The sequence below is a fragment of the Terriglobus roseus genome (assembly GCF_900102185.1).
GTDB classification, from domain to species: domain Bacteria; phylum Acidobacteriota; class Terriglobia; order Terriglobales; family Acidobacteriaceae; genus Terriglobus; species Terriglobus roseus_A.
The window spans coordinates 21,491-35,704 of record NZ_LT629690.1 but is presented as its reverse complement, the minus strand read 5'-3'; the positions used below and the strand labels follow the sequence as shown (position 1 = coordinate 35,704).

General features: G+C 56.2%; 10 protein-coding genes. 4 read left to right on the top strand and 6 right to left on the bottom strand.

The window, feature by feature from the left end; all coding sequences use genetic code 11:
• Nucleotides 1-12 precede the first annotated feature (12 nt).
• From BLT38_RS00175 to BLT38_RS00165, 3 genes are all read right to left on the bottom strand, one after another.
• A complete protein-coding gene (locus BLT38_RS00175; RefSeq protein ID WP_172838089.1) occupies nucleotides 13-2,253 on the bottom strand; it encodes an Ig-like domain-containing protein in 2,241 nt (746 codons plus the stop codon).
• A 288-nt stretch (nucleotides 2,254-2,541) separates the two neighbouring features.
• Nucleotides 2,542-5,883 carry a TonB-dependent receptor gene (locus BLT38_RS00170; protein WP_231966647.1) on the bottom strand — a complete coding sequence of 1,114 codons (3,342 nt, stop codon included), beginning with the start codon at nucleotides 5,881-5,883 and terminating at the stop codon, nucleotides 2,542-2,544.
• 305 nt (nucleotides 5,884-6,188) lie between these two features.
• Nucleotides 6,189-6,590 (bottom strand): DUF2237 family protein, encoded by a 402-nt coding sequence (locus BLT38_RS00165; protein WP_083343375.1) that lies wholly within the window; start codon nucleotides 6,588-6,590, stop codon nucleotides 6,189-6,191.
• A 65-nt stretch (nucleotides 6,591-6,655) separates the two neighbouring features.
• Here BLT38_RS00165 and BLT38_RS00160 point away from each other — a divergent pair, with 65 nt between their 5' ends.
• A complete protein-coding gene (locus BLT38_RS00160) occupies nucleotides 6,656-7,780 on the top strand; it encodes a glycoside hydrolase family 76 protein (RefSeq protein WP_083346826.1) in 1,125 nt (374 codons plus the stop codon).
• Between the two features lie 71 nt (nucleotides 7,781-7,851).
• On the opposite strand, the gene BLT38_RS00155 is transcribed toward BLT38_RS00160, so the two are convergent.
• Nucleotides 7,852-9,483, bottom strand: coding sequence for an ABC-F family ATP-binding cassette domain-containing protein (locus BLT38_RS00155; RefSeq protein WP_083343374.1), 1,632 nt, complete (start codon nucleotides 9,481-9,483; stop codon nucleotides 7,852-7,854).
• 57 nt (nucleotides 9,484-9,540) lie between these two features.
• Here BLT38_RS00155 and BLT38_RS00150 point away from each other — a divergent pair, with 57 nt between their 5' ends.
• Nucleotides 9,541-9,882, top strand: coding sequence for a low molecular weight protein tyrosine phosphatase family protein (locus BLT38_RS00150; RefSeq protein WP_231966646.1), 342 nt, complete (start codon nucleotides 9,541-9,543; stop codon nucleotides 9,880-9,882).
• Nucleotides 9,883-9,937: 55 nt separating this feature from the next.
• Here the strand turns inward: BLT38_RS00150 and BLT38_RS00145 are convergent, their stop codons facing one another.
• Both BLT38_RS00145 and trpD read right to left on the bottom strand, forming a co-directional pair.
• On the bottom strand, nucleotides 9,938-10,717 hold the full coding sequence (locus BLT38_RS00145; protein WP_083343373.1) for an SDR family NAD(P)-dependent oxidoreductase: 780 nt from the start codon (nucleotides 10,715-10,717) through the stop codon (nucleotides 9,938-9,940).
• 65 nt (nucleotides 10,718-10,782) lie between these two features.
• Entirely contained in the window at nucleotides 10,783-11,880 is a 1,098-nt protein-coding gene (gene trpD, locus BLT38_RS00140) for an anthranilate phosphoribosyltransferase (RefSeq protein ID WP_331711390.1), read from the bottom strand.
• Between the two features lie 82 nt (nucleotides 11,881-11,962).
• Between trpD and sucC the strand changes: the two genes are divergently transcribed.
• Nucleotides 11,963-13,141 (top strand): ADP-forming succinate--CoA ligase subunit beta, encoded by a 1,179-nt coding sequence (gene sucC, locus BLT38_RS00135; protein ID WP_083343371.1) that lies wholly within the window; start codon nucleotides 11,963-11,965, stop codon nucleotides 13,139-13,141.
• Nucleotides 13,141-14,013 (top strand): succinate--CoA ligase subunit alpha, encoded by an 873-nt coding sequence (sucD, locus tag BLT38_RS00130; RefSeq protein ID WP_083343370.1) that lies wholly within the window; start codon nucleotides 13,141-13,143, stop codon nucleotides 14,011-14,013. The genes sucC and sucD overlap by 1 nt, the downstream gene beginning before the upstream one ends.
• Nucleotides 14,014-14,214: the final 201 nt, after the last annotated feature.

Below are 14,214 nucleotides of genomic sequence, written 5' to 3'. Positions count from 1 at the left end.
ACTTGATCGCGGTTAGTGATAGCTGACGACAAACGTTCCTGGTTCAGCCCGAACAACTGCATACAAGAGACCGGCTACTGTTCGCTTTTCCCACTTGGCGTCTTTTCCGTCGATAGCAATCGAGGATAGATTCCGAGCCCCTGAATGCATTGGCAACATCGCTTCCAGACCATTTCCTCCAATGCCTGCACTGATGGAAAAAGAAAGCTGGTTGTTCGACCACTTCATATCGCGGAACTGTGAAGCATTCCGTCCGTCTAGCCATGACAGCAACTGCTCCGCATTAATCACCGGAACATGATGTTTTTGTGCGGAGGAGATGATGGCATCTGCATTGCGGGACCTTCTCTCGTCGTTGTGCATGTTCGCCATGAATACGCCGAAGTATTCCGAACTTCCTAAAGCGTTGTCGAGCAGAGTATCGACAGTGAACGGATAGCTCTGGCCTGATTCATCGGTCATTTGCGTTGCAGCCTGATACACATCAATCAAACTCCCATCGCGACGGCCAAAGCGCATGGGCAGACCGGAGCCCGTAAACAGACCCGGCTTATCTTTCACCCACTTGGCAGGCCAATAGTAGTAGTTGGTGTCGAGCCGGATGTGATGGTTCAGTTCAATCTGAGGTTGCGTATCGTAATCGCCCCACGTAATGCAGTCTGTCCGATTGCTGACCGGCGCGGGAACCCCAGGGTATTTCATCGCGAAGCCCTCAAGCTGCTGGGAATACAGGGCATTCGCGAAATCACGATCGACCTCGTGTCTTTCCACGCCGTCTTCCCCTCGCACTACTTTTGTGGGCCAGTCCGTACATGCTGTGTAGACATGTAAGCCAATCTCAAAACCCTGCTTTACGAAATCAGAAGCCTGCTCTGAAGAGATGGAGCCGACGAAGATATGTGACGTCGCACGGATGCACTCCCAATTCTCCAACGAACAGTCTTTGGCACTCTTTCGCTGATAGTCGCGAAAACGACCAGATGTTCCGCCATGTCCGTGATCGTCACCGGTCATGACGACGACTGCTTTCATCCCGCGTGGCAGATACCAGAAACGTGGAAGGGGTTTCTTGTTCGCATTAAGAGTAATGATCAGATTGGCCAGTAGCCTCTGCTGGATATCTGCTTGCGGAATCGCAATATTCTTTGGGTCCACCCAATCGGGTTGAGGATCTCTTTCACTCCCTCCATAAAACAGATCGCTCGACCGGATAGGCAGCAGGCCATCTCGTTCATGGCCTGACCAGTCAGGATTACCTTGCCGTGTATAGACAATAGATTTGGCCAAGTCATAGCTGAATACGGTGGCGGTGCCTGCTCCCAACGAAACAGTGCTAACTGCGGGGAATTGCGTCGCCGTCTTTGCATCTTTGTACAGAGTGGCAAAGACATTTGCGTTGTCAGGAACGAGTAAGTCGGCATCCCCATGGAACTGAATCGCCTGACGTACCAGTCCCGCTCCGACTGACTTGTTCGAATCGATCTTCAGATAACCGCCATGCTGAACTGACTCATTTGTCCCTGACAGCTGGTTCTTGTATCCGAACTGTGCCGCCAGTTTTTTAGACGGATGCATCAGGATGAGATTCCCGCCGCCTTGCACCCAATCTGCAAGTGATTTGGCATGGCCATCATCGACCGATACTTCACCCACAATCGCAACGTCATGTTTTGCAAGATCCGACGCAGACAGTTGCTCGATGTCTATCTCATCAAACTCATTCAAACCTTCGTTGCGAAGAATCTCAGAGTAGTACTGACTAAATCCATTTGACTTACTTGTAATGAGGAGAAGAGGGCCGCCTGGTCCTTGGGAGAGTGATGCAGGCGCTTCGATGCCAGTAGTAAAGCTCCATTTCGTTTCTTGCGCGAGCTCATGCCCATACTTATCCAGAATGCCCTGCTGCCCAGCATGAAGAGTCACCTGATAGGTGATGCCTTGATGGAGTACAGTGTCGGGAAGAAAGACGGCAGTACGAACGGCGTCATCGTAACTGACTGAGCCTGGGATTGCAGCGCCGTGTTCATCACGCAACGTGAGTGTGGCGATACTTATCGTTGTGGGGGACATCGCCTTATTGAAGGCAAGTGTGATGGAAGCAGTCGGCTCAACGCCAACTTCGCCAGCAAAGGGATAGACATGAACCGGCCGCGGTGTCTGGAGGAAACCGCGAATCAGAAATGCGATACAACCGATGCTTACTACTACGGCTAAAATCCCAAAACACCGAGTGATTCGTCTGAAACTAAACACAGAACGCGCACTGCTCCTCAATGTGGCCTAAGGCAGGAAAACAAAGCACAACAGGGGGAGTGCGTTATTTATACGACATAGGATGTGCCGGTGTCTCCCCTAGGTGAAGATACGGATATTAGTTTTCAACATTGAATTTGGTTTACAGCGAGACGTTTAGCTTTTAGGCTTCTCGACATTTTCTGTAAGTACAAGCCCCGCCCCGCCGAACATTTCTGCTGCTTACCTTTAAACATCGAAGGCCCCGGACGTGTCCGGGGCCTTCGATGTTTCGGTTAAACCAGGCGCTTAGAAGTACAGGCGTCCGAGCAACTGCAGCTGACGCGAACCATAGATCGTGCTGGAGGTCGACGTCGGCGTGTAGAACAACGAGTACGGTGCGAAGCAGCCACCCGTGTTCGTTGCCGCGCAGCTTGTGGGTGAAGCTGCCGTTGTGGGCGCCGTGTAGCTGTAGGCGCTTGTATTCACAGCGAGAATGTTGCGGTGGTTAGCAATGTTGAAAGCTTCCGCCGACAGTTCCAGACGCATTTCGCGCCAGATCGGGAACTCGCGAGAAATACGCATGTCGGTGTTGTGCACGCCGGGGCCGGTAAAGCCATTGCGACGAGCAATCACATCGGGCACGCGATAGCCCGTACCAGAGGTCACCTGAGCGCCGCTGATACCACCGTCGCCATTCAACTGGGAGGTGATGGAGCCATTGATGAAGCCAGTGATTGGGAAACCGGTCTGCGCTGTAACCGTGCCTGCGATCTGCCAGCCGTTGGCGGCATAGGCAGCGTAACGGTTACCCAGCTTGAAGTTGGTCTTGTACAGCAGGGTGCCTACAAAGCGGCCACGCTGATCGATGTCCGAGCGGGCATACTCTGCGCCGCGTCCCTGGCGATGACCTTGCGCAAACGGAATGATTGGTGAGTCAGTACCGTTGAAGGTACCGTTCGGAGCGCCGGACTGACCTGCGTCCATGGTGCGCGCCCACGTATAGTTCGCCAGCACTTCAAAGCCATTTGCAAACGGCTTGCGCACGGAGAACACACCTGAGTGGTACCAGCTGTTGACGTCTGAATAGCCCGTCAGCACCGAGGTGGTAGAGGTGTACAGACGCTTCGTGTAGTACGGGAACGAGAAGGTGCTTACCTGGCCCGTCGCGTTCGTCAACTGGTAGGTGCGGTTAATGGCCGAAGTCGGATCAACGTTCGAATCAACATAGATCGGCAGGCGCATACCACGCGTTCCAACATAACCAATGGTCAACGTTGTATGGAAGGGCAGCTGCTGTTCTACGGCCAGATCAAACGAGTGGGTGTAGGGGTTCAGGAAGTTGGGGCTCGCGCCACGCACGCCGATTGCCGAGGAAGGCAGGCCGGGGTTTACAGGAGTGATTGCCGTTCCAGTTACCAGGTTCTTAGGAGCAGGTCCCGGCGGTAGAAACGCGGGGATACCGCCCTGGGGAGCATACGAGGCATAGCCTGTCGGCTGCTGCAGCGGCACATTTGGCTGTCCTGCAGGCGTACCGGCGATCGCATTGCCATATGCGTTTACCGTAACTGTCGGTGTGGAGAACTGCTGCTGATACACACCATTTTCACGGCGCAGCGTATACCACAGCGAGTTCGAGGTCAGGCCGTAGAAGATGCCGTAGCCGCCGCGAACAACGGTCCCATCCTGAGGGTTCCAGGAGAAGCCGAAGCGGGGAGCGAACATGTGGTAATCGGTGTTGATGGTCTGCGTTGCAGCAAGAGCAACCGGGTTTGCCGTGTTCGGCTTATCCGGCTGGGGTACCAACTGCACGTCGTAACGCACGCCCATCGACAGCATCAACTTCGGCGTGATCTTCCAGTCATCCTGGGCGAAAACGTCCAGGTTCTTGTTCCAGAAGTCATCCGCGCCAATGCCCGTGATGGGATCGGCTGTCTGCGAGAAGGAGTTGTAGTGGCGTCCGCCGTTGACCTGGTAAACGTCCTGGATCCAGCTCGCAAAGTTGTATTCAGCGCTCGAGTTTGAGTAGTTGAACTGGCCGTTACCGCCGAACAGGTTTGCGATCTGTTCGTGGATAAGGTTTACATCCACACCGACCTTAGCCGTGTGCTTGCCAATGGTCTTAGAGACGATGTCCGTGATCTGCCAACGATGTTCGTCCGGGAACGCACCGCGGGGCAGAGCCGACGTTTCGCCGTATGCATACAGGTTCGTCAGGTTGTTGGCCGGGCCGCCCGTGTTCGTGCCTGCGGTCTCAAGATCACGCGACCACTGGAAGTGAACCACGTTCGCAGTGTTCGAGTTAATCGCCGTCTCAGCATTCACAAACAGGAAGCGCTCATGGAAGTTGATGGCGCCGTTCTGAGTGATGGAACCGTTGGAGACAGTGGGCGAAGAGTTATAGCCATTCGGCTGCTTCAGGTTCTCAAACAGGAACGAAGCAGACAGGTGTGTCTTCGACGAGAGCTGATAATCCAGTCGCGGCAGGTAAATGTCCTGCGTGGTGTTACGAGCGAACGTACCCAGGAGGCTGCTGGTGGCGAACGTAACAGCCTGTTGGCACTGCGCCAGGCTGATGTTCGGAATCGTCGAAGGATAAATGGTGTTGCCACGGGTCAGATACCCGCTTGTACGTCCGTCGCACAACGCCACCAACTGACCGATGTTCTGCGTGCTGGTGTTGTATGTGGAGGTATAGGTGATGGGGTTGATACGACGATAGCCGTCATACACTGCATGAAAGAACAGCTTGTCCTTGATGATGGGTCCGCCTACGGACACACCGAACTGGTGCTGCACCTTCACAGGCTGTGTGTAGAGCTTCTGTGACTTGCTGAATGCGTCCAGAGCGTTATAACCCGGCGTACGGTAATACTCATACGCGGTGCCGTGGAAGCTGTTGGTGCCGCTCTTGGTGATGGCGTTGATCACACCGCCTGCAGCCTGACCGAACTCAGCCGAGTAGCCCGACGATGCAGCCTGGAATTCCTTGATCGCGTCGATCGGGAAGACGTACGGTGCGCCGATTGCGCGGCCACGAGCTTCCGAGAAGAACGCCTGGTTGTTGTTTGCACCGTCCACCAGGTTGGTGTTGTACAGGCCGGAGATACCGCGGAAGCTCAACAGACCGGTGTTACCGTCTGGAGCAACGTTCGGCGTCAACAGCACAAAGTTATCGAAACGGCGGCCGTTCACCGGCAGGTTCGCAACAACGTGCTCAGATACGGTCTGCGACACATCCGTCTTGTCCACATCGAGAACCGCTGAATCGGTGGTGACGGTAACGTCGGTAGCGACAGAAGCTGCAGGAAGAGCTGCGTCCACGGTGTTCGTCACACCTACGGTCACAGTCACATTCTTCTGGTCCAGCTTGCCGAAGCCGGCAGCTGTCACGATGACTTCATACTGACCAGGCTGAAGGAAAGTCGCCACATAGTGGCCATCTCCATCGGTGGTCAATTCGCGCTTCGCGCCGGTACCGGTATTGATAACGGTCACGCTGGCATTGGGAACAACCGCCCCTTGGTTGTCACGAACCACGCCGGACACGCCGCCCAGAGCGGCACTCTGAGCAAACGCAGAAGCGGTGGTGAGGCTACACGCGAGAACCGCGGTCGCCCAAAGCTTGTTGGTGAACATACGATTATTCAACTGGTGGACTCCTGCAAACTTTCTTGCAAATCTCCGCGGCACTTCAGGCGGCTGCGGGTTCAAAAAGCTTCGCCGTACATCGGTTTTTTTGCGCTTCGATCGAGTATTTTCTTCCGTTCAATTAAGTCGAAAACGCAAATTAGGGTGATATTTCTACGGTCGAGCAGATTTACACCCTATGTCAAGCAAGAAAGATGAAAAGAAAGTAAACGGACGCAGGTTGTCGCAGGAAAACAGGTACTTCTATGGCAGAATGTACGAATTTCCTAAAAATCATAGACTTACGGCAGTTTCAGCCGTCGTGACTAGTGCAACTTATCCGGGATGACGGCGTGCTGCAAAAGTAGTTCAAACGGGACAATGCTGAGGGTATTTTCATGCGTCGCTTCCAGCACTACAGGGCACGCCGCGCCGGCCTCAAAAACCTGCAACCAACGTGCGGCACATACACACCAGCGGTCGCCCGGCTTCAGTCCCGGAAAGCCATACTGTGGCATCGGAGTCATCAGATCGTTGCCCAGGTGCTTGGACACGGCGAGGAACTCCTCGGTAACCACACAGCACACCGTATGCACGCCAATGTCATCGGGCCCGGTGTCGCAGCATCCATCACGGTAGAAGCCGGTCATGGGGTCGCAGCCACATGTCTGCATCGGCTGACCCAATACGTTCTTCGATTCCGCCTTGACGGGTTCTACAAAAGACATGCGACACTCCTTGCTCCAGTATAGGAGCGAGACAGAGCCGCCGCACACCCGGTACAACTGTGAGCATGTTTCTGCGACGCTTTCTTCTTGCCGTTCTCGTTCTCACTGCGGTTTCGCTTTCGGCTCAGCAACCATCCGTTCCACACAAAGAAGCAATGCGCCGCATGGAAGCCGGCGTCGCCGCTCTACAGCGTTGGTATGTGCAACGCACCGGCTTGTATCAAACCACCGGATGGTGGAACTCAGCGAATGCCATCACCATGCTCGTGGATGCGATGCACGCTGGCCTGCCTCACTCGAACGAAGCCATCGTGAGCAACACCTTCACACAAGCGCAGATCATTGTGCCCAAGTCAGAACAGACCGGCCCACTTACAAAGATGAGCGGCAACGTTGGCTTCCTAAACGAGTTCTATGACGACGAGGGTTGGTGGGCTATGGCATGGATCGATGCCTATGACCTCACATCAAAGCCTGAATACCTTGCCATGGCACAATCCATCTTTCGCGACATGCAGGGCGGATGGGACGATACCTGCGGCGGCGGCATCTGGTGGAGCAAGAAGCGGCATTACAAAAATGCCATCGCCAACGAACTCTTCTTTGACGTCAGTGCATCGCTTGCACGTCGCGGCACACACACTGATCGCGCAGAAGCTCTGTCATGGGCAAAGAAGGAGTGGGCTTGGTTCCAAGGTTCTGGCATGATCAACGCCGATCACCTCGTAAATGACGGCCTTGAGATTAATAAGTCCGAAGGCACATGCCGCAACAACAAGCGCAACGTGTGGACGTATAACCAGGGCGTGGTACTTGGCGCATTAACCGAATACTCACGCGCCACACATGATGCAACAGCACTCACCGAAGCTCGCACTCTCGCCGATGCCGGACTCACGCATCTCACCGACAACAACGGCATTCTGCATGACACCTGCGAACCTAAGTGCGGAGCCGACGCGAACCAGTTCAAGGGCATCTTCGTGCGTAACCTGCGCATACTCGATCACGACCTGCACGAGCCACGCTATCGAACCTTCTTTGCTACAAACGCAGCCAGCATTTGGGAGCATGCGCGCACAGACAAAGATGAACTCGGTGTCGTGTGGAGCGGTCCTCCCGCAGAGATCAACGCAGGCACACAAGTCTCTGCGCTGGACGCACTCGTAGCAGCCGCAATCGACCGATAAAGAATTCGCCAAGTAGGCGCAAAGGGAAAGCGGCCACAAAACGTGGCCGCTTCATTCTTACCGCGAAAGAACTACTTCGCGTTCAGCGCGAGCTGCTGCTGATACTCCTCGTAGGGTCCCTTGTGATCGGTAATCTGACCATGCTCGAAGTGCCAGATACGCGTGCCCACTTCCTCAATCAGATCCTGATCGTGCGTGACGAGCAGAACAGTGCCTTCGTACTTCTGCAGCGACTGGTTTAGCGCGTTGATGCTTTCCAGATCGAGATGGTTCGTCGGCTCGTCCAGAATGAGGATGTTCGGCTTCTGCATCATCAGTTTGCAGAACAGCAAACGTGCAGCCTCTCCACCGGAGAGTGCCTCCGTCTTCTTCAAACCTTCTTCACCACGGAACAACATCTGACCGAGAATGCCGCGAATCTCTTCCGTGGACTTCTTCGGATCGAAGCTGTGCAGCCACTCTGAAACTGTGGTGCCGTGCTGAATTGCAGCCTTGTGATCCTGCGCAAAGTAACCAATCTGCGCTTCGTGGCCCCACTTCACTTCACCAGCAGAACGTGGGAAATCGTTGTCCTGAAGATCAGGCATACCCGAGAGCAACGACTTCAGTAGCGTCGTCTTACCCGTAGCATTACGGCCCATCAGGATGACCTTTTCACCACGCATCAACTGCGACGAGAACGGCTTGAATACTGGCCCATGCGTGCCATCCGGGGCAGGCGTGTCATAGGTGTGCGTGACGTTCTCAACTTCCAGCACATGCTTGCCACTGGGGCGCAGCATATCGAAGCGGATGAACGGGCGCTGAATGTTCGAACGCGCGAGTTCAGTAGTGGCAAGACGCTCCACTTCCTTCTTACGGCTGTTCACCTGCGAGGAACGCGTACCCGCGCTGAATCGTGCAATGAAGTCATTCAACTGCGCGATCTTCTTCTCGCGTTCTTCATTCTGCGACTCAATGCGAGTGCGAACGCTGACCTTCTGCATCACCATGTCGTCATAGCCACCGGTGTAGGTGATGATCGTCTGGTAATCGATGTCAGCCGTGTGCGTGCAGACCGCGTTCAGGAAGTGGCGATCATGCGAGATGGTGATGAGTGTTCCACGATAGGCCAACAAGAAGTCCTGCAGCCAGTGGATCGACTCAAGATCGAGATAGTTCGTCGGTTCGTCCAACAGCAGAGCATCCGGCTCGCCGAACAGCGCCTGCGCCAGCAGTACGCGGACCTTCTGGCCGCCCTGCAGCTCGCTCATCTTGCGCTCATGCACTTCGTTGGGAATGTCCAGCCCCTGTAGCAAGATGGCCGCATCGGCCTCTGCTTCGTAGCCGTTCTCATCGCCAACAACGCCTTCTAACTCACCGAGGCGAATGCCGTCGTCGTCAGTCAGTTCCGCCTTGTTGTACAAGACTTCGCGCTCTTCCAGCGCAGCCCACAGCGGAGCGTTACCCATGATGACGGTATCGATCACGCGATACGCGTCAAACGCATACTGGTCCTGCTTCAGTACGCCAAGCTTGCGCGGACGCACAACCGTGCCCTTCTGCGCTTCCAGTTCGCCAGTAAGGACCTTCATGAAGGTCGACTTACCCGCGCCATTGGGACCGGTCAGGCCGTAACGACGGCCTGCAATAAACTGCGTCGATACGTCCTCAAAGAGAATCTTCGAGCCGTACCGCATCGTGACATTCGAGACAGAGATCATCACTTCAATTCTCTCATGTGGCGAATATCAGGAGAAAATCGCGAACATCACGCGAGAATGAATTCTGAGCTCGAAACCATGAACCTACTTTTCATCTGCAGCCGAAACCGCCGTCGAAGCCTTACGGCCGAAGTCCTCTTCGGGGAGCGACCTGGCGTGAGCGCACTTTCAGCAGGCACAGCTCCTGACGCGGAAACAGTTGTTTCTGCTGATCTTGTGGAGTGGGCTGATGTGATTTTCGCGATGGAAACGGTACACAAGCGAAGACTAACGGCGCTTTTTTCGCGGGAATTAAGGGTGAAGCAACTTATCGTGCTTGGAATCCCGGATCGCTATTCCTACATGGATGAAACTTTGGTGAACCTGTTGCAGAGCAAGGTAGAGGCCCATCTCAAATAGATCTTAGAAAGGCTCTGCGAGAAGACAAGACTTCATCTCCCCGCAGACACTCGATTTACCAGGCGCTCTTCACCACACCGCCATCTACGCGCACCGGCGAGCCAGTCGTTCCACTTGCCTGCTCACTGCAAAGATAAACAGCCATAGCAGCCACTTCCTCTACCGTGGCAAAGCGCTTAATCAGGCTGCTGGGCCGGGCTTCCGCAATAAAGCTCTTCTCCACCTCTTCTGCAGAGATGCACTTTTCCTTCGCGATCTTCTGCACCATTGCAGTTACGCCTTCGCTCTCCGTCGGACCCGGCAACAAGCTGTTCACCGTCACTCCGCTTGCCGGAATCGTCTCCGCGATGCCGCGCGCCAGAGCGATCTGCGCTGCCTTCGTCACACCGTAGTGCACCATCTCCGGCGGAATCTGCACACCGCTTTCGCTGGAGACAAACAGTACGCGGCCCCACTTACGTTCCAGCATGCCCGGCAGATACTGCCGAGTAATGCGTACGCCACTGAGCACATTCGTATCCAGAAAACGCATCCACTCAGCGTCGTCAATCTCAAGAAACGGTTTGGTCTCAAAGATGCCGAGGTTGTTCACCAGCACATCCACCTGCGGCAATTCTGCGAACAGCTTCGGGGTGCCTTCCGCCGTACTGAGATCAGCAGCAATGCCATGAACGTCGCCCGCAATCTGCTTCAGCGCCGCATCCACGCGTTCCTGCGTGCGACCGTTAATCCAAACCGTCGCGCCTTCTGCTGCAAGCTGCTTCGCAATCGCCAGTCCAATGCCCGCTGTCGACCCAGTGACCAGTGCGCGTTTCCCTTTAAGTCCCAAGTCCATGTGCCGATCCTCTTACGTCCTTAGATGGAACGGAGAAGCGAAGGGTGCGCATGGAAAGCAAGACACTATTGCGTGCGTCCGCTCAATCGATGCACAAGCGTCGTTACCGCGTCGCTATCAATGGCAATCGCTGCACGCCGCACACCTTCTGCCAGATCGTCCACCACGCCTGCCACCAGCAACACTGCCGCCGCGTTCAGCAGCACAATGTCGCGCCTCGGCCCTGTTTCACCGGCAAAGATGCTGCTTAGGATCGCCGCATTTTCTACCGCGTCGCCACCCAACAGAGCATCCTGCGAACGTTGCAACCCCGCGTCCTCCGGCGTCACGGTGTAACGACGAATCTGGTCTCCACGCACCTCTGCGACAACACTCTCGCCGCTCAGCGAAAACTCGTCCAGCCCACCATCGCCATGCACAATCAGGGCGTGCTCCATGTGGCCGCTGAAGGCCATCGCCTCCGCCACCATGTCCACAGCTTCGGGTGAGTACACACCGAGCACCTGCCGTGTCGTCCCTGCCGGATTCGACATGGGGCCAAGTAAGTTGAACACCGTGCGAAACGGCAACGACTTCCGCACCGGCGCCACTGCCTTCATCGCCGGATGCATCCGCGGAGCCAGCAGAAACGCAAACCCGTTCGCACGCAATGAATCCGCCGCCGACTCCGGAGTATGCTCCGTCTCCACACCCAGGGCATGCAGAACATCCGCCGATCCGCTTCGCGAGGTGATCGCCCGATTGCCATGCTTCGCCACCGTCACGCCGGCTGCCGCAGCCACCAACGCCACCGCCGTGGAAATATTGAACGTCCCCGAGCCATCGCCGCCCGTGCCGCATGTATCCACGGCACGCTCGCGTTCGGCCTGGGTTAAGGGCAGCAACACCGCCGCCGCACGCATTGCCGCACTGAATCCCGCAAGTTCAGCCGCTGTCTCGCCACGATCATGCAGCGTCGTCAGCAGCGCACTCATCTCGTCGGTGCTCAGACCGCCGCGCAACAGCGACGTCATCAGCTCCTGCGCTTCATCAAAACTCAGCGCATCCCCACCATCCACAACTTCCGCCAGCAATTCCTTCGCGTCCATGCCTTCCCATCGTCGCAGATGGCCTCTCTTGAACGATAACCGAACACGCGTGCGGTAACCATTTACTCGGTTCATCGCGCTCCGCTACCATGAGCCGTGTTGCAACCCAGAGCGCTTTGTCCCAGACAAAACGCCGCGCCGGAGCTGTTCAAAGTTCATGAAGATTCACGAGTACCAGGCGAAAGAGATCCTGCGGAAGTACGGCGTCCCCGTCCCCGAAGGCGAAATGGTCACCACGCTGGAAGACGCCGACCGCGCCGCGAAGAGCCTCTTCTCCGCCGGAAATCCCGTCGTTGTGGTGAAGGCGCAGATTCACGCTGGCGGCCGTGGCAAGGGCGGCGGTGTGAAGGTCACCAAGAACATCGACGCAGCCAATGAGGCTTCCAAAGCCATCCTCGGCATGCAATTGATCACGCATCAGACTGGTCCGCAGGGCCAGAAGGTGCAGCGCCTGCTCATCGAGCAGGGTTCCGCCATCGAGCGCGAACTCTATCTCGGCATCACGCTGGACCGTGGCAACGGCAAGCTCACCTTCATGGCATCGCGTGAAGGCGGCATGGAGATTGAGGAAGTCGCCCACTCCAACCCCGACGCGATCTATAAGGAAGCCATTGAACCTGCTCTCGGCCTCCAGCCCTGGCAGGCACGCAACCTGGCATTCAAGCTGGGCCTCGAAGGCCCGCAGATCAACATGGCCGTCAGCTTCATGATGGGTCTCTATAAGGCCTATGTGGAGACCGATTGCTCGCTGCTTGAGATCAATCCGCTGGTCACCACCAAGGACGGCAAGCTCTTCGCGCTCGATTGCAAGATCAACTTCGACGACAACGCGATGTTCCGCCACAAGGACCTGAAGGAACTCCGCGACATCAGCGAAGAAGACCCGCTCGAAGTGGAAGCCAGCAAGGACTCGCTGAACTACATCCGCCTCGACGGCTCAATCGCCTGCATGGTGAACGGTGCCGGTCTCGCCATGGCAACGATGGACATCATCCAGTACAGCGGTGGTTCGCCTGCCAACTTCCTCGACGTAGGAGGCGGTGCGAACCAGCAGCAGATTGAAGCTGCTTTCGCTATCCTGCTCGCCGACCCGAACGTGAAGGCGATCTTCATCAACATCTTCGGCGGTATCCTCCGCGTCGATGTGCTGGCCACTGCAGTGGTCGCCGCAGCGAAGAACCTGAACGTCACTCTGCCGCTGATCCTGCGTCTGGAAGGCACCAACGTCGAAGAAGGCCGCAAGATCCTTGCAGAGTCCGGCCTGAAGTACGCCGTGGGCGCAACGATGGCGGAAGCCGCAAAGCTCGCAGTAGAAGCTGCAAAGGGAGGCAAGTAATGGCAGTACTGGTAAACAACGAAACTCGCCTCATTGTGCAGGGCATCACTGGCCGTGAAGGCACATATCACGCAAAGGGCTGCCAGGAGTACGGCACCAAGGTTGTTGGTGGCGTAACGCCCGGCAAGGGCGGCACCATCCATGAAGGCTGGCCCGTATTCAACACCGTGGAAGAAGCGGTAAAGGAAACTGGCGCAAACGCCACCATGATCTTCGTGCCGCCGCCATTCGCAGCCGACGGCATTATGGAAGCCGTTGCCGCGGAAATCCCGCTGGTCGTCTGCATCACCGAAGGCATCCCGGTGCTGGACATGGTGAAGGCATGGACCATCGTGAAGGACTCCAAGTCGATCCTGATCGGGCCCAACTGCCCCGGTGTCATCTCGCCCGGCATGGCAAAGATCGGCATCATGCCCGGCCGCATCCATAAGCAGGGTCATGTGGGCATCGTGTCGCGTTCGGGAACGCTGACCTATGAGGCCGTACACCAGCTCACGCAGCGCGGCATCGGCCAGTCGACGGCGATTGGCATTGGTGGCGACCCGATCATTGGCACCAAGCACATTGACGCCATCAAGATGCTCAACGATGACCCCGACACCGAGGCAATCGTCATGATCGGCGAAATCGGTGGCACCAACGAAGAAATCGCTGCTGAATACATCAAGGCACACGTGAAGAAGCCCGTTGTTGGCTTCATCGCAGGCCAGACGGCCCCTCCGGGGCGCCGCATGGGCCACGCTGGCGCAATCATCAGCGGTGGCGAAGGTACAGCGGAGAGCAAGATGGAAGCGATGGCTGCCGCAGGCATTCACGTGGTGAAATCGCCCGCTGACATTGGCGAAACCATGGCGCGGGTACTCGGAAAGTAAACCTGCTTAACAATCAGTTGCCTCACAGGGGACGCCACACGGCGTCCCCTGTTGTCTTTCCTGGTGATCTTTCACCGCCTCAAACAACTGTGTTACCCGGGAAAACCCTTTCAAATAACAAAGGGACAGTTTTGATATCTTTTGCATCCATCTTGGATAGCAGGGTGGCTTGAGGGAGCTTCGTTGCCATGGAGAAGCTGC